The organism is Pseudoalteromonas marina (assembly GCF_000238335.3).
In the GTDB taxonomy this organism is placed as follows: domain Bacteria; phylum Pseudomonadota; class Gammaproteobacteria; order Enterobacterales; family Alteromonadaceae; genus Pseudoalteromonas; species Pseudoalteromonas marina.
Genome location: NZ_AHCB03000005.1, coordinates 1,801,673 through 1,818,404, shown reverse-complemented (window position 1 = coordinate 1,818,404; position 16,732 = coordinate 1,801,673). Strand labels below are relative to the sequence as shown.

The 16,732-nt window shown below is 40.3% G+C and carries 14 protein-coding genes; 5 read left to right on the top strand and 9 right to left on the bottom strand.

All coding sequences use genetic code 11. The features are described 5' to 3' along the window. Window positions 1-75 precede the first annotated feature (75 nt). Window positions 76-1,428 carry a hypothetical protein gene (locus PMAN_RS08380; RefSeq protein WP_008126399.1) on the top strand — a complete coding sequence of 451 codons (1,353 nt, stop codon included), beginning with the start codon at window positions 76-78 and terminating at the stop codon, window positions 1,426-1,428. A 48-nt stretch (window positions 1,429-1,476) separates the two neighbouring features. On the opposite strand, the gene PMAN_RS08375 is transcribed toward PMAN_RS08380, so the two are convergent. The 8 genes from PMAN_RS08375 to PMAN_RS08340 form a co-directional block, all read right to left on the bottom strand. Beyond that, window positions 1,477-1,728: a hypothetical protein gene (locus PMAN_RS08375; RefSeq protein ID WP_008126398.1), complete on the bottom strand. Its 252-nt coding sequence runs from the start codon at window positions 1,726-1,728 to the stop codon at window positions 1,477-1,479. A 19-nt stretch (window positions 1,729-1,747) separates the two neighbouring features. Beyond that, window positions 1,748-2,584: a peptidoglycan binding protein CsiV gene (locus PMAN_RS08370; protein ID WP_010557293.1), complete on the bottom strand. Its 837-nt coding sequence runs from the start codon at window positions 2,582-2,584 to the stop codon at window positions 1,748-1,750. Beyond that, window positions 2,584-6,057 (bottom strand): transcription-repair coupling factor, encoded by a 3,474-nt coding sequence (gene mfd, locus PMAN_RS08365; RefSeq protein WP_006794674.1) that lies wholly within the window; start codon window positions 6,055-6,057, stop codon window positions 2,584-2,586. The genes PMAN_RS08370 and mfd overlap by 1 nt, the downstream gene beginning before the upstream one ends. A gap of 49 nt (window positions 6,058-6,106) precedes the next feature. Further along, window positions 6,107-7,000, bottom strand: a complete 894-nt coding sequence (locus tag PMAN_RS08360) for a carbon-nitrogen hydrolase (protein ID WP_010557294.1) — start codon at window positions 6,998-7,000, stop codon at window positions 6,107-6,109. After that, window positions 6,997-8,052: an agmatine deiminase family protein gene (locus tag PMAN_RS08355; protein WP_033035889.1), complete on the bottom strand. Its 1,056-nt coding sequence runs from the start codon at window positions 8,050-8,052 to the stop codon at window positions 6,997-6,999. The genes PMAN_RS08360 and PMAN_RS08355 overlap by 4 nt, the downstream gene beginning before the upstream one ends. A gap of 106 nt (window positions 8,053-8,158) precedes the next feature. Next, window positions 8,159-8,764 (bottom strand): PilZ domain-containing protein, encoded by a 606-nt coding sequence (locus tag PMAN_RS08350; RefSeq protein WP_010557296.1) that lies wholly within the window; start codon window positions 8,762-8,764, stop codon window positions 8,159-8,161. A 167-nt stretch (window positions 8,765-8,931) separates the two neighbouring features. Further along, the gene (locus PMAN_RS08345) at window positions 8,932-9,693 is read right to left on the bottom strand and encodes a haloacid dehalogenase type II (protein ID WP_010557297.1); all 762 of its coding nucleotides are present in this window, start codon (window positions 9,691-9,693) and stop codon (window positions 8,932-8,934) included. Beyond that, on the bottom strand, window positions 9,693-10,343 hold the full coding sequence (locus PMAN_RS08340; RefSeq protein ID WP_010557298.1) for a peroxiredoxin-like family protein: 651 nt from the start codon (window positions 10,341-10,343) through the stop codon (window positions 9,693-9,695). The genes PMAN_RS08345 and PMAN_RS08340 overlap by 1 nt, the downstream gene beginning before the upstream one ends. A 124-nt stretch (window positions 10,344-10,467) precedes the next feature. Between PMAN_RS08340 and PMAN_RS08335 the strand changes: the two genes are divergently transcribed. Then, window positions 10,468-11,355: a LysR family transcriptional regulator gene (locus tag PMAN_RS08335; protein ID WP_010557299.1), complete on the top strand. Its 888-nt coding sequence runs from the start codon at window positions 10,468-10,470 to the stop codon at window positions 11,353-11,355. On the opposite strand, the gene PMAN_RS08330 is transcribed toward PMAN_RS08335, so the two are convergent. After that, window positions 11,335-11,850: a DUF2937 family protein gene (locus PMAN_RS08330; RefSeq protein ID WP_010557300.1), complete on the bottom strand. Its 516-nt coding sequence runs from the start codon at window positions 11,848-11,850 to the stop codon at window positions 11,335-11,337. The two genes, PMAN_RS08335 and PMAN_RS08330, sit on opposite strands and share 21 nt — an antisense overlap. A 120-nt stretch (window positions 11,851-11,970) precedes the next feature. On the opposite strand from PMAN_RS08330, the gene PMAN_RS08325 reads away from it, so the two are divergent. The 3 genes from PMAN_RS08325 to PMAN_RS08315 are packed head-to-tail and all read left to right on the top strand — an operon-like array spanning window position 11,971 to window position 16,661. Further along, window positions 11,971-12,543 carry an RNA polymerase sigma factor gene (locus PMAN_RS08325; RefSeq protein ID WP_006794666.1) on the top strand — a complete coding sequence of 191 codons (573 nt, stop codon included), beginning with the start codon at window positions 11,971-11,973 and terminating at the stop codon, window positions 12,541-12,543. Further along, on the top strand, window positions 12,540-13,616 hold the full coding sequence (locus tag PMAN_RS08320) for a FecR family protein (protein ID WP_010557301.1): 1,077 nt from the start codon (window positions 12,540-12,542) through the stop codon (window positions 13,614-13,616). Before PMAN_RS08325 ends, PMAN_RS08320 begins: the two co-directional genes overlap by 4 nt. Before the next feature lie 9 nt (window positions 13,617-13,625). Then, window positions 13,626-16,661 (top strand): TonB-dependent receptor plug domain-containing protein, encoded by a 3,036-nt coding sequence (locus tag PMAN_RS08315; RefSeq protein WP_010557302.1) that lies wholly within the window; start codon window positions 13,626-13,628, stop codon window positions 16,659-16,661. Window positions 16,662-16,732: the final 71 nt, after the last annotated feature.

Below are 16,732 nucleotides of genomic sequence, written 5' to 3'. Positions count from 1 at the left end.
TGTTTACGGGGCCTTTTTTATTGAACAAATTACTGGAGGCAAGTAAACTAAAACGAATAGAAAAAGGAGAGTTGATTGTTAAAACAAGACGAAAATTTATCTTTTGTCATTGAGCCCGAGTTAAATGCGCGTTCAGAGCAGCGTATTGATCTGTACTTTTCTATTCCTAACGAAATGGGAATAAACCCTAAAACACTGAGCGAAGAATCTTACTTCAACAATCAGTTTAAATCTCACTTAGCTTACAACGCTAACAATATTCACTTGCCATTAGTACGAAGCCGTTTTGTAAGTAAAAACAAAGGCGAACAGCAAGACTACAGGCAAAATCTAAACTTATTTTGTTACCAAGTGCGTTTAGCGCTCGATGCTGATATTAAGGATGCGCTTAAGTTAAGCGAGGCAGAAGAGTTTTATAATCGTGCAAATGAATTATTTGAGCAAAGTGAAGGCCTATTAAAAAAGCTACGCCGTTATACGCCCGATGATGAAAAGTTACTGCCGTTTTATACAAACGCAGATAACTATCTGAGTTGGCACGTTGAACAATCATTTTTAAAATTACTAGATGAAGGCCCGCGCAGTAGCGATTTTGCTAAAGAGCGGAACGACCTTTTGCAATTTTGTAAAAGCGAAAACGTGTACAGAGCAGATAAAAACTATAACTCTGAAACCACCCTTCAAGACGCCAATCGAATCACAAATAAAATGCGTTTATTGCAACGCTTAATTGAGCATGGAGTAATACTTCAGCGCAATACTCGCTTTTTAAATAGTTACCTAAAGCGCTTGGTAAAGGGGACGGTAACGGCGGTTATTATGGCGTTTGTGATGCTGGTAATTCTTAATGCACGTTCCAGTTTTACAGAGGTAACAGCGACTCTCATTTTGATACTGGGTGTAATTTATGGTTTGCGTGAAATTTTTAAAGAAGATATCACCCGTGTAATTTGGCGCGCAATAGTTCAAGGGCGGCCAAAATGGCGATTTACCTTTAAAAATAGTATTACCAAAGACAAAATAGCCAGCCAGTTCATTTGGCTTGAGTACACGCGTTTTAAAAAAATACCGAAAGAAGTTCAAACCATTTTTTCAAAACGTCGCCAGCAAAACAAACAGGCTGCGCAATGGCTGCACTTTGCGAGTGAAACGCGCGTGTCGGCCAAAGAGTTTTTACCTGGATACGATACGTTGCAGCAAACACTGCAATTTAACCTAGCGCCATTTGCCCGTTATTTAAAACGTGGTGAAGGTAAGCTTTACCATTTAGATAGCAATAAAATATCAAAACAAGCCGTTGAGCGACGTTATCAATTAAACATGGTATTGGTGCACACAGAAGGTGATAAAACACTTTATCAGCGTTATAAAATTACCTTAAATCGCAGTAAAATAGTCAACATTGAGCTCATTTATTCTAAAAAATAAAAAAGGGGGGATAGACCACAGTCTATCCCCCCTTTTTTATACACGACTTTATTGAGTTAAGCCGTGCTTACTGTATAAAGTCACTTTGTCTGAAACGAGTGTAATCTCTATATTTTTAGACTCGTCGCCCCAAACACAGTTAGTATGAAGTGTTTTTTCTACGCAGTTGTCAGCGCTACCTAATACAGCCTCTACTTCAGCTTTATCCATACCAATCTTAATTTTTTCGTAGTTTTCTACCGTTACTTTAGAGCATGCAGCCAGGCTTAGTGTAGCTGCAATAATTAGGAGTTTTTTCATTGTTGTATCCTATTAAGTATTAATGTTTAAATTTTCTAATTTGGACAATCATGCCCATGCGAGGGTGGTCAAAGTAATGAATTTCACCACTTATTACACGTTTAAATTGTGAAAACCGTGATGACTCTACATCACCACTTTGTAGTTTTTGGCTAATATCAAAATCTGCAGTGATAAATAAATAGTGACGCAAGTGAATTTTAAATAACCCTTCTAATTCCCATTTATTAGTTGATTCATCGGGGTCGTTAAATAAGCTAGGCTGCGGCTCTAATAAACTAACAAAGTCTGGATATGAATAGCGCGGCACATCAAAAACGCGTGTTTTGATAAGCTCACCGGCAAATAAGTGCATGCTTGGCGCACGTGATTTACTTTTTGCTTCAAAACGCCAACCAGTATGTAAAATAGGCGTTAAGCCTTTACGGTCTAGTTGCTCAAACTGCGTTTTAAATTGTAACTGCTCTGGGGCAAGTAAGTAGGGTCGCTCCATGGTATCAAGTGTCGGCGCCACAGGTGTAACAGGTAATTCATCGTAACTTTGAACATAGTCGGTGCTTGCATCGCAAACACCCGAGCGTGGATTGTCGTTAACGAGCGAATCTGTAAATGAACGCTTTTGAAAACGTGTATCGCCATCAATACAGGCTTGCATGGCTTGCTCGGTATAAAGTGGCGTTAATAAATCCAGCGTGTTTTTATCTTCAATAGCCTCGTGTTTTAAACTAAAGTCTTCTTGTAAATAGGGGGCTGGGCGCTGTTTAAATATCAGCACCTCAGCTTCAAACCAACGCTCTGCAACTGCAGTGCTGCTAAATAAGCAACATAAAACTACCAGCGATTTTTTTAGCAACATTAATGGCTAACCTTTTTTTCGAAATCTGCAATCATAGCAGTGACCATTTTTAAGCGTTCGCGGGCATTTGCCTCACTAATCGCGAAGCGCAATTTATTTGCGCCTTCCATTTTATAAATATGCGGTGCACTTTGTATCAGCCCAATAATGAAGCTAGGATTAACCTTGGTATTTTGGCTAAATTCAAAGTAGCCGCCTTTAGGGTTTGCCTCTATTTTTGTTATCCCTAAATTACTGGCTTGCATTTTAAGTTGTTGCAAACTAAATAAGTTTTTAGCTGCATCAGGTAATAAACCAAATCGGTCTATTAGTTCTACCTGTAACTCATCAATGTCGCCTAGGTTAGCACAACTAGCTACACGCTTGTACATACCTAATCGTGCATTTACGTCATGTATATAATCATCAGGCAGTAATGCAGGAAGTTTTAAGTCAACTTCGGTTTGTTTTTGTAAGAGGTTTTCAAGAGTAGGTTCTTTACCTTCACGCAGTGCATTTACTGCTTGCTCAAGCATTTCCATATACAAGCTAAAGCCAATAGTTTGCATTTGCCCAGATTGATCGTCACCCAATAACTCACCTGCACCACGAATTTCTAAATCGTGTGTAGCAAGTGCAAAACCAGCGCCTAAATCTTCTAATGATTCAATTGCTTGTAGACGTTTGCTGGCATCTTTTGATAATGCTTTAGGGTCGCCTGTAAGTAAATAGGCATATGCCTGATGGTGGCTTCGGCCTACACGCCCACGCAATTGGTGTAATTGTGCTAAGCCTAGTTTGTCGGCTCTATCCATAATAATGGTATTTGCCGTGGGTACGTCAATACCGGTTTCGATAATGGTTGTACACACAATTACATTGTATTTTTGGTGATAAAATTGGGTCATTATTTGCTCAAGCTCTTGCTCGCGCATTTGCCCATGAGCGGTAATTACATTTGCTTCAGGTACCCATTCACTTAATTCTTGCGCCACGCGTTCAATTGTTTCAACGTTATTGTGCAAAAAGTACACTTGGCCACCACGTTTAATTTCACGCAAAATGGCTTCGCGAATAAGCTCCACATCACGTTGGCGAACAAATGTTTTAACCGCCAAGCGTTTGGCCGGTGGGGTCGCAATAATAGATAAGTCGCGCATGCCGCTCATTGCCATATTGAGCGTTCGAGGAATAGGCGTTGCGGTAAGCGTTAAAATATCGACATCTGCACGTAGCGCTTTAATTTTTTCTTTTTGGCGTACCCCAAATCGATGCTCTTCATCTACGATGAGTAGCCCTAAATCGTTAAATTTAATGTCTTGCTGAATAAGTTTGTGGGTACCAATAACAATGTCTAGCTTGCCATTCGCCATATTTTCTAGCGTGTCTTTTTGCTCTTTGGTTGAGTTAAAACGAGAAAGCACACCCACTTCGATAGGAAAGTCAGCAAAACGGTCTTTAAAATTCTCATAGTGTTGCTGCGCAAGCAGGGTAGTGGGCACTAAAATGGCAACTTGTTTACCATCGTTAACAGCAACAAAAGCTGCACGCATAGCGACCTCGGTTTTACCAAAGCCTACATCACCACACACTAAACGATCCATCGCTTGTTTTGATTGCATGTCGCCTAATACTGCTTCAATTGCATTACGCTGGTCGTCGGTTTCTTCAAACGGAAAGCTTTCACTAAACTGGCGATAGGCTTGTCCGTCTAGGGTAAATTTATTGCCTGGTTTAGCTTGGCGCTGTGCGTATATATCAAGTAACTCTGCGGCTACATCACGAACTTTTTCTGCAGCACGTTTTTTTGCCTTTTCCCACGCATCAGAGCCGAGCTTATGCAGTGGTGCACTGCTTTCTTCGCCGCCTGAGTAACGGCTAAGCATATGTAGTGCCGACACAGGCACATACAATTTAGATTCACCGGCGTATATTATGGTCACAAATTCTGTAATTACACCTGCTGCATCAATAGTTTGTAAACCTTGATAGCGGCCAACACCGTGGTCAAGATGCACAACAGGCTGACCTTCTTTAAGCTCGGCTAAGTTACGAATTAGGGCGTCTTGGCTTGCTTCGTACTTATGTTTACGGCGTCTGCGCTGCGAGACTTTAATACCTAGCAGCTCTTGTTCGGTAATAATTGATAATGAAGGTTTAGAGCCAAGCACAACGCTTTGTTCAAGCGGACTTACAATTAAGCCTACATCACTATCGCTTTGGGTAAATTGTTCAAAGGTATCAAACTCTTTAAACTTTAAACCGCTGGGTTTCAAAATATTGAGTAAAGATTCACGTCGACCATCCGACTCAACGCTCAGTAATATGCGACTTTTTTTCTTCTTTTGTGCTGTAACGTAGTCTATGAACGCCGCATAGGGCTCGTGTTGTTTATGATCTATTCTTATTGCAGGTAATTCACATACGGATAAATTTTTATTACCCGCTTTTGTGCCCAGCTTGGCAAGCGATAAACGAATACGCGCAAATTGCCCTAAGTTAGAAAACAGCTCTTCAATTGGCTGATATAAGGCATTTGGTTCAAGTAGTGGGCGCAGAGGGTCCACTTTACGGTTTTCGTAGCGAACATTAACATCGTGCCAAAAATTATCCGCAGCGTGTTCTAAATCGCCTAACTGCATAACGGTTGTATTATCAGGCAGGTAGTCAAAAATAGTGGCTAGGCTTTCAAAAAATAACGGCATGTAGTATTCAATACCAGCTGGCCAGTTTCCTTTACTTACTTGCATGTAAACAGAGTCTTGCTCCGAACTTGCACCAAATTTTTCACGGTAACCAATCCTGAAACGCTCAATATCTGACTCATTTGTTGGAAATTCATGCGCTGGCAGCAGTTCAATTTTATCTACTTTTTCATCAGAGCGCTGCGTTTCCACATCAAATAGACGAATGGTGTCTAATTCGTCATCAAAAAAGTCGAGCCTAAATGGATGCGGACTACCCATAGGGTATAAATCGACGATTGAGCCACGAATTGCGTACTCACCATGTTCCATAACTTGCTGCACGTTTAGGTAACCGGCTTGCTCTAAGTTTTGCCTAAAATTATGTGTGTCGAGTTTATCGCCTACTTTAAAGTTTATTGTCGAACCATAAATAAACGAGGCCGGAGCGGTTCGCAGCATAAGCGTAGACACAGGCACAATTAATACGCTTTGCTGTTCTTTTTTTAGGGTATTTAATGTAGCTAAACGCGCAGAAATAATATCTTGATGAGGAGAAAAATGATCGTAAGGCAAGGTTTCCCAATCAGGAAATACCATTACCGGATTATTAGGTAATAAATATTCTAGTTCTGTTTCAAGGCGCAGCGCGCTGGGGGTGTCGGGTGTAACAATTAATACTAAGTTCTCTTGCTGTTTAACACCTTCGGCAATGGCAATACTTAAACCACTTCCGCTTAGCTGCCCCCACTGAATTTTATCTTTTTGAGATTTTACCCAAGGCAAGGCTGCCCATTGCTCAAACGCCATTTATTACTCCATTTGATTGGCCCTTAACAAGTAAGAGCCATTCTTTTAGTTAGTCGCGGTATATTTTTGTAAGGTCGCTGTAGTGATCAATTCGGCGATCACGCAAAAACGGCCAGATACGTCTTACGTTTTCTGAGCGTTTTTGATCAACTTCTACCACTAATATTTGTTCATCGATGTTGTTGGCTTGCGCTAAAATCTCACCCTGAGGACCCGCAATAAAAGAGTTACCCCAAAACTGAATGCCGCTGCTATGTCCGCTTGGGTCGCTCTCGTGGCCAACACGATTACAGCTAATCACCGGTACTCCATTTGCGACCGCATGGGCACGTTGACTAATAACCCATGCATCTTTTTGGCGTGTTTGTTCATTTTGGTCGTCATTGGGATCCCAGCCAATAGCGGTTGGGTAAATTAATAGCTCAGCACCAGCCATAGCCATCAAACGCGCGGCTTCTGGAAACCACTGATCCCAGCATACCAACACGCCTAATTTACCTACCGATGTTTGAATAGGCTCAAAGCCTAAGTCGCCTGGGGTAAAGTAAAACTTTTCGTAAAAACCAGGGTCATCAGGTATGTGCATTTTGCGATATTTACCTGCAATACTACCGTCTTTTTCAAGCACCACTGCAGTATTATGGTACAAGCCTGTTGCGCGCTTCTCAAACAGTGACGCCACAACCACAATATTGAGCTCTTTTGCGAGTTCACCTAAGGTGTTACTGCTTGGCCCAGGTATGGTTTCTGCCAGGTCAAAGACATCAACGTCTTCGGTTTGGCAAAAATAAAGGCTACGATGAAGCTCTTGTAAAACAACAAGCTGAGCCCCTTTTTGAGCAGCTTCACGAATAGCTTTTATTGATTTAGCCATGTTTTCATCGGCGTTATCGTTGTTGCTTTGTTGCACTAAAGCAACGGTTAATTTTGCAGGGCTTGTCATTGTGCTGCTCCAGCTAAAAATCCACGCGGTAATTGCATTGTAATACAGTGAAGGCTACCAAATTGCTCAATTATAGGCTGGCAATTCACGCCAATAATAGTGTGCTGCGGATACGCTATTTGAACCTGTGCTAATGCACGGTCGTCGTTTACATCGTTGTATGTAGGCACAAGCACTGCATTGTTAATAATTAAGTAATTGGCATAGGTTGCAGGTAAGCGTGAATTTTCATCGTCATACGCTGCCTTAGGCCACGGTAGTTCAACTAAAGTATATGGGGTGTTACCTGCTGTTTTAAAGCTTTTTAATTGGTTTTCCATTGCTTTTAGTGCGGTGAAATGCTCGTCATTTTCATCATCACATTGTACGTATACAAGCGTATTGTTTGGTGCAAATCGTACTAGGGTATCAATGTGGCTGTCGGTATCGTCGCCGGCTAAATAACCGTGATCGACCCATAAAAAATCGGTGGCACCTAAATACGTTTTTAATAAGGTTTCTATGTCTTGGCTCGATAAGTCAGGGTTACGGTTTTTGTTAAGCAAACATTCGCTTGTTGTTAGCAATACGCCGTGCTCGTTTATTTCAATACCGCCACCTTCAAGCACCATATCTAGGGCTTGGTAATCATTGTTTGCATGGCTTAGCTTTTCAACAACCGCTTTATTAATTTGGTTGTCGAGTGCGCTTTCAAATTTGTTGCCCCAACCATTAAATGTAAAATCATAGACCTTTAATTTGGTCTCATCATTAATATTTGCACATGTTAGTGGGCCATGATCGCGCGCCCAGGTGTCATTAGTGGGTGTTACAACAAAATGAACACGCTCTAAATTAATATTGGCTTGGTTAAGTAGTGCAGTGATATGTGCTTTTAAGGCTTCGTCGTGAGCAACAACAACTAAAAATTGGTAGTGTGTTATATGCTTTGCAAGCTCAACATAGACAGGCTCAACACGGGCTAGATTATCGGCCCAATCGGTATGTTTATGTGGCCAAGTTAGCATTACAGCGTCTTGCTCAGCCCATTCAGGTAAAAGTCTAAAGTTCATGGCATTTTTATACAAATAGAGATATTGCTAGTTTAGCAGTTGTGCTACTTCCAAGTCACTTGAAAAATAGGTTTGCTTTGCCATATAAACTGTATTGTAAAACCAATTATTCAGAGCTTGAATCGTCTAATGGTTGCTCTAGTTCTTGGCGTTTTTTTAGTTGGCGCGTTTGCGCATGTAAACTTGCTCTTACTATTAATTCTTGATCAGTGTTTCTTATAGATGTAAAAAGCACAGTGTATTGGTAGTGGTCGTTATCTTGTTTTTCTATGGCAACCACTTCAGTGTAGCAGTAAACAGCCGATGCCTCATGATGCAAAAAAAGTTTTGTCCTAAACGATTGGCCAATAGAATACACATTAGACGACGTAAACTTAATACCTCCGCCGCCATAGCTATCGCAGTGTATAGCATTTTCTTGTGTTTGTTCTGAGGCCAAAATATGGCTCATGATTAAATCTATTTTTCGCGATTGTGCCTGCAAAAATGCAGCAAGTTCTTGGGCTACATCGCCTAAGTTTCGAAGTGGACGTAACGAGCTTTGTTCAAGCTCACTCACTTCATTAGCTAATCTAAAAAGAGGCGGGATATCATCGTCAAGTGCTAGCTGAGATTTAGGTACTTGCTCATTAGATACAGCAAACAAATTAACCCTAATGCTCTCGTTTATTTGAAAATACTCTTCAAACTCGCTTAATCTTTGACTATTCATAATTATCTCCACGACGTGTTATTTTAAATAGTAGCGTTGTGAGGGGTAAATTGCTAGCAGTTAAAAGGGCTAAATACATTATTTACACGCGGTTTTTAGCAATAAAAAAGCGGTCAAACTCTTCCTGAGAATGGCCGCTTGGGTATTGATTTTATAATTTTCGCTCGTTATTTAAGTAGAGCGGCTAATTCATGTAAATCTTTCACAACGTGATCAGGTTTTTTCGCAAGCGGATATAACGCTTTCCCTGGGCGTGCAATAAAAGTTGTTTGTAAGCCCGCTTGTTTAGCGCCCGCTACATCCCAACCATGTGCAGCAATCATCATAGCCTCGTTCGGCGCGACGTTTAACTTTTTAAGTACCCATTCGTAGGCACGTAAATCAGGTTTATATATTTTTATATCTTCAATGCTGTAACGCGCGTCAAAATATGACAATAAACCTGCGTTTTCAAATTGAGTTTTAACGCCTTTATTTGACGAATTAGTTAAGCTTACTAACTTATAGCCCTGCGCTTTTAGTTTTGCCAGTCCGTCTTTCACATCTCTATGTGGAGGTAATGATAAAAGCGGTGTAACAATAGCCGTTTTAGCTTGCTCGTTGGTAATTTTAATATTGTTATTATTTGCCACCATAGCAAGCGAGGCCACACCAATTTGGCCAAAATCGTGATAATCACCGGTCACTGTATCTACTAACGAGTTATGTAACATGGTTGAAAACCAAAGAGGCAGTAAATCTTCTCTGCCACCCAGCGCTTTACCAATCGAGGCGCGCATACTTGTTAGGTCAAGCAGGGTCTCGTTTACATCAAAAATAAGTACTTTTGGTTTTTCTTTACTTTCTTCAGCGTTCACTGAGCTACTCAATAAGCTTGCGCCAAGGGCAAGTGTAAGACTTATTAGCTTTAATGATTTTAATAAAGGCATTATTTATTTTCTCCATCGAGTGCGGTCATTACATCACTTGGCTCAGCGCGAAGTGTGTAGTCTTCGTTTAAAAATGCATAAGTGATTACACCTTCTTGGTTAATCACGTAAGTGGCAGGTAGGGGAAGTTGGTATGTTTTATCGCCGTAAGTGTGTTCAAAATCAATACCAAACCCGGTGTATAATTCTTGAATACGTTTATCGAGTGTAAATAATAAGCCAAATTGCTGTGCAACCTTATTACCAACATCTGAGAGCACATCAAACTCTAGCTCATTTTTTTGGGCAGTCGTTAAGGTTTGATCCGGTAGCTGAGGAGAAATTGCCACCAATTGAGCGCTCTTAGTTTTAAACTGAGGTAAAAAATCGTTCAGTGCTTTTAATTCTAAATTACAATAAGGGCACCATGCGCCACGGTAAAAACTAACAACGACAGGGCCTTTATTTAATAAATCGGCCAATTCTATATTTTTGCCTAGGTGGTTTGCCAAAATAAAGTTTTCTATTTTATCGCCAACCTGTAAGGCGTTATTTCGGATGTGCTGAGCAATTAATTCTTCGTTTGTTGTATTCATTAATGCTAAAACGTCTGCGGGTAAATTAGCTTCTTTTTGAACATTAAATGCATCTATTTGTGCCTTTAAACTCATGGCTTAGTCTCATCAATTATTAAACTTGGTCAAAAGTATATGGTTTTAAATATTTAAATAAACATTGCAAAACTGAAAGCTTCATTCGAAAATATTAAACATTGAAAAGACATTGTGGGTTTTTATGTACAGTTTAAGTGACCTAGAAACGTTTATTGCCGTGGTTGAAAATAAAGGGGTGCTGGCAGCCGCTCGTGAACAGCGTTTATCACCTGCAACAGTCAGTCATCGCTTAAGTAAATTAGAGCGAGAGCTCGCTACAGTGCTTGTGTTTAGAGATAGCAGAAGAGTGCGTTTATCACCCGCGGGAGAAGTATTTTACACCCGCATAGGTGCCATAATTGAAGCATTACGTGATGCAGAGCACAGTATTGGCGCACGTAGTTCATCGGTAAGTGGGTTGTTAAGAGTAACTATGCCACCTTGGGTTTTCTCTAAATATGTAATGCCTAGGCTTAATGAATTTGAGCATGCTTTTCCAGATCTAAAACTAGACTTTTTAATAACCGATCAGTTTGTAAACGTAGTTGATGATGCGCAAGATGTCGCTATTCGTGTAGGGCAATTAAATGATTCAGGATTGCTTTCTCGTAAAATAGTCAATAACAGTCGTGTATTATGTGCAGCGCCTAGTTATATAAAAAAGCATTCAATGCCAACAACCATCACTGAGTTAGAAAAACATTTTTGGGTCTGTCTGCCATGGCAACGCCAATTAAAGCTTTATGATGCCCAACAAAAAATTCACACGTTTAATGCACAAACGCGCTTTACCATTTCAAATTCAGACAACATGACGCAAGCTGCCATTGCGGGCCACGGCATTGCTATAAAGTCTAGGCTTGCAATAAACGATGAGCTAAAAAATGGCACATTGGTAGAGGTGATGCCTAACGTACTTGCACAAAGCGATGCCCCTGTATGGTTTTTACGGCCACAAAATAGCTTAACAACCCGAAAAACAGATGTGTTTTTTGACTTTATGAAATCGTTATTCGCACGCACTGATTAATCGCAGATAAACGCGTTTAATTAAAACCATAAACAAAAAGCCTGTAAGCTCTGCAATAAACGCAATGATTATTGCGGTGATAATTGCTGCGGTAATTGAGTCTGTTTTTAAAATTATTTGCCCTTCAAAACGTTGCCATACTTGCTGTTTTATAGTGTGAAGCTCGCTACGCAGTGTAAACAGATAAGGCGAGTTTGAAAATTCATCAACAGCCCTCGCCAAAGTTTGCTGACGCTGGCTGAGAGTTTGAATATGATTGGCACCTTCTCCCACAATTTCATCGCCTAAATTTTCATAGTGCTTTATTAACTTAGCAAGGTCGTTATTAAAGTATTTTTTAGCGTCTTTTTGAAAAGGCGCTATTGCATTATTTGCCTCCACTAATTGTGCGTTTAGTGCTTGGCCAAAATCACTCACAAACGCGGGTATTTGTACGCCTAAAAGTAGCCCGCAAGCAAAAAAACTCAGTCGGATATAGTCTAAAATTTTACCCATTAATTCTCCTAATAAAAAAATATGACATTTATACAACTAAAAATTTACATTTAACTAGTTTTTTATATTCAAAACTCGTAATCTTACGCTAAGAATAATAACAACAGGTGTTTACTAAGGATGACCAAAAAGAATAAATTTGCGTCAACATTTGTTGATATTTCAAGCCAACTTAAACGCTTTGTTTCAAGAATAGTACAGCCCGATGATGTAGACGACATTGTGCAAGAAACATTTATAAAAAGCTACGAGGCTGATTTAAAACAAGATATTCAATATACCCGTAGTTACATGTTAAAAACCGCTAAACATTTAGCATTAAACCATGTTGCTAAGTGGGACAACAAATTTAACGATTCGCTAGACGACGACAGTGAATTACCTGTGTTGCTAAAGTCAATGCAGCTCGAAGATGAATACACGTCAAAAGAACGTTTTTTACTGTTTTGTAAAGCAACAGAGCAGTTAAGCCCATCAACCCGTAAATGTTTTATACTAAAGAAAGTATATGGCATGAGCCAAAAAGAGATCGCAAGCGAGATGCAGCTTAGTCAGAGTACTGTTGAAAAACACATTGCTAAAGGGTTATTAAAAACCATGCTTTACATGCGCGAACACGATCAAAGCCAAGTGGCAAAAACTAAGCACGACAATTCTCTTCATCCGTTAACAGTAAAGAGGGTTGCAAAATGAGCAATGTTCATCAATTTACTTCAAAAGATTTAATATTAGAAACAGCTTGTAACTGGATCAGCGCCATTGACCGCGGCTTATCAAAAGATGAAAAAGAGCAGTTTACATTGTGGATGATGCAGAGCAACGCCCACCAAGATGCGCTTTACGAGCTAGCCCACTTATGGGATGAAATATCTGTTTTAAACGAGCTCAGTAATTTATTCCCTCATCGTAATAGTAAACAACCCAAAAAAAGATGGCTGGTTTCAACGTCTATTGCAGCCAGTTTATTTGCAGCACTTATGGTATGTAGTTATCTATTAATCAACTTAGAAAATGGTTACAGCCAACAATTAGCAAAAGTTAATTACACTAAAATTTATAAAACTAAAGTGGGTGAGCAAGCAACTTACGCATTACCCGACGGCACTATTGTGCAGTTAAATACAAATAGTTTATTAGAAGTTGCCTACAGCAAAGGCCGTAGACAGCTATTGCTCAACAGAGGAGAAGGGCGTTTTAACGTTGCTAAAGATGCATCTCGTCCATTTAGTGTAATGGCTGGCAATAAGAGTTTTACAGCATTGGGTACAGTGTTTAATGTTCAGCGTAATACATCTTCAGATTTAGAACTGGTGGTAACCGAAGGCAAAGTAATGATCACCGATCCGAGTGTGGCGGTGGATGCCAGTGACTTTAAAGCTTACCAGTCAGCTGACAAAAACGCAGATAAAATTCGCCAAATTAATGCCAATATAGTTACATCTGGCGAAAAAGCCGTTATAGAAAAAAGCATCACCAAACCAATTACCCAGCTCTCTATTGATGATGTTGAACGTGACTTAGCATGGCAAAATGGCATGCTTGTTTTTAATGGTGAGCCGCTTAGCGATGCCTTAAACGAAGTGAGCCGTTATACTTCTACACGTTTTAAATTATCGTCTGAAGAACTTGCGTCTATTAAAGTTGCGGGTGTTTTCAAAGCAGGTGATGTGGCTGGGTTGCTAGAAAGTTTACACACTAACTTTTCTATTAATCATGAACGCCAAGGTAAACACACAGTTACGCTTACGCAAAATACAAAATCATAAGAAGCAGCTATGCAAATCAGACATATGTTAGATAAAGTTGCATCTTTAAATCCTGCACGTAAAAAAAAGATTAAAAAAAAGAAACAAAACCATAGAGGATTTTTGTTTGCCAGCTGTTTATATACGGTGCGCAGTAACCAATTGCATTTATTGAGTGGTTTATGTGTGTTTGCACCAGCTATGTTTAGCCTAAATGTGCAAGCCGCAAGTCAAACTACCGGGCAAATGGTGCAATTTGATATAAAAGCGCAGCGAGCAGACAAAGCCTTAATTGAATTTGCTAAACAAACCAAGCAAACCGTGGTGTTTTCATACGAGTTAGCTAAAGAGTATGAAGCAAATTCTGTCTATGGATTCTATACCCAACTAGATGCGCTGGAGGCATTATTGGTGGGGACTGAGCTCGATGCGGTTGTTGATCAAAATGGATTACTGAGTATAAAACTCAAACAAATCAACAGGAATGATAACAACATGATGAAGCTTTCAGCAGTCAGTGCAGCAGTATTACCGGCATTACTGGCGGTAAATTCTCAAGGTGTAAATGCAGCAGAAGACGTTGCTCAAGACAAAATCGAAAAAATTGCAATTGTCGGTAGCCGTGTAGCAGGGCGTTCGGTTGAAGATTTACCCGTTCCGGTCGATATTTTAAGTGCTGAAGCACTTGAAAATACAGGGCAAACTGAAGTGGGCCGTATGCTACAAGCAATTGCGCCTTCATTTAACTTTTCAAGTTCATCTATTAGTGACGGTACCGATGCATTAAGACCTGCAACGTTACGTGGTTTAGGTCCCGATCAAACATTGGTGTTGATCAACGGTAAACGTCGCCATCAAGCTAGTATTATCCATATTAATACCTCGGTTGGTCGTGGTACTGCCGGTACCGATATGAATGCTATACCGGCATCTGCTATTAAGCGTATTGAAGTACTTCGCGACGGTGCGGCTGCTCAATATGGGTCTGATGCAATTGCTGGTGTTATCAACATTGTATTAAAAGATGGTAGTGAAGGTGGCAAAGCAGCTATTAATTATGGTGAATACTCTGAAGGTGACGGCGAAACAGTTAACGTTGACTTCAACAAAGGGTTTGCACTAGGTGACAATGGTTACTTAAACACAACGATTAACTACCGTGACCGTGCGCCAACTAATCGTGCAGGCTTGCATGGTTCATGTCAGTTTTACGGCTGTGAAGAACTAAGCGATGGTACGATGTTGGCCGGCGATCCGCGTGAATTAACAGCTGATCGTAACACATTTAGAATCGGTGACGCTGATTCACAACAGTTTGGCTTAACGGTAAATACTGGCTACGAGTTAGGCGATGGCGAATTATATGGTTTTATTACGTATTCAACACGTGATAACGAATCAGCCGCATTTTTCCGTCATAATGCTAATGCGGGTGGTAACCCAGTATTGCAAGATGGCGACGCAACAATCCCACTTGGTTTCTTACCAAAAATCAACACCACCATTGATGATATTTCTTATAACTTTGGTTACAAAACAGAGTTTGATAACGATTCAAGCCTTGATTTATCGTACACCTACGGTGAAAACAGCATCGACTACACAACAAGCGATACAATTAATGCGTCATACGCTAACTTTTTGCGTTACGAACAAGGTTTAAGCGCTGCTGATATTCGTACTACTATCCCGCGCGAAGCATACGCATACGGTATGGAACTATCGCTACAAACAATTAATTTAGATTTCACTAAAAACTTTGATGACTACTCACTTGCGATGGGTGCAGAGATGCGTACTGATGAGTATCGTATTTTAGCCGGTAATGAGTATGCATATCGTGACTACGATACAAATAATGGCGTAAGTATTTACAGCGGTTTAAGCGGCGGTGTTGGCAGCGAAAATGCTTCTGGTGGCACGCAAGGCTTTGGTGGTTCGTCACCTGCATCTTCAGTAGATGAGTCACGCGATGTAATTTCGTTTTACTTAGACGCTGAAGCATATGTTATTGAAGACGTTATTTTATCTGGCGCACTTCGTTACGATAACTACAAAGGCTTTGGTGATACGGTTAACTTTAAGTTAGCAGGTAACTGGGCAATTACAGACGATATTTCATTACGTGGCGCATTAAGCTCAGGTTTTAGAGCGCCATCTATGCAACAACTTTACTTTAACAACATTAGTACACAGTTTGTTGTAGGTCCAAATGGCACATTAGTAGCCGAAGAAGTGGGCACGTTTAGAAACGATTCAACACTGGCGCAAAGTTTAGGTATTCCAAAACTTAAAGAAGAAAAGTCTCAAAACCGTAGCTTAGGTATTGTGTATAACGTAACAGACAGCATTAACGTAACGGTAGATTACTACTCAATCGACATTGATGACCGAATTGTTATTAGTAACCGTTTAGGTAAAGGGCTGTCTACTAGTTTAGACGCAGCGCTTGTTAGCTCTGGTGCAGGTGCTGGTCAGTTTTTCTTAAACGGCGCAGACACTGAAACCAGCGGTATAGATTTTGTTGCAACATATAACACTGAAGGGTTTGGCGGCACACTTGATTTTACCCTTGCTGCAAACTTTACAGAAACTGAAGTTGTTTCGTTATTCACACCTTCTGGCTCAGGTCTTGAAACTGTGCCGGTAGAAAGTGTGTTTTCAGATCAAGAAATTTCGATTATTGAAGAGTGGCAACCAGAAGATCGTATTAACCTAAGTGCGCTTTACCAAAACGAAGATTGGACCGTTAATCTGTCGCTTAATCGCTTTGGTGAATACACAGTTGAAGACGGTGGCCGTCAAACTTACGGTGCCGAAATATTAACAGACGTAAAAGTTAATTACTTCATTAACGAAAACCTATCTGTGAATGTAGGCGCTAATAATTTGTTTGATGTATACCCAGATAAAAATGAAATTGGCAACTCTCGTACAGGCACAATTGTAGATGCTAACGGCAATACCGTTGTAAGTAGTAACGGTGTGTTTGAATACTCTCGTCGTTCAGCACCTTTTGGCTTTAACGGCGCGTACTACTATGTAGGCGCAGAGTACCGTTTTTAATAAATAACTCTCCCTTTCGTTATTTAACTCAAAGGGCCGCAAGGCCCTTTTTTTGGGTTTATATTTAAGGC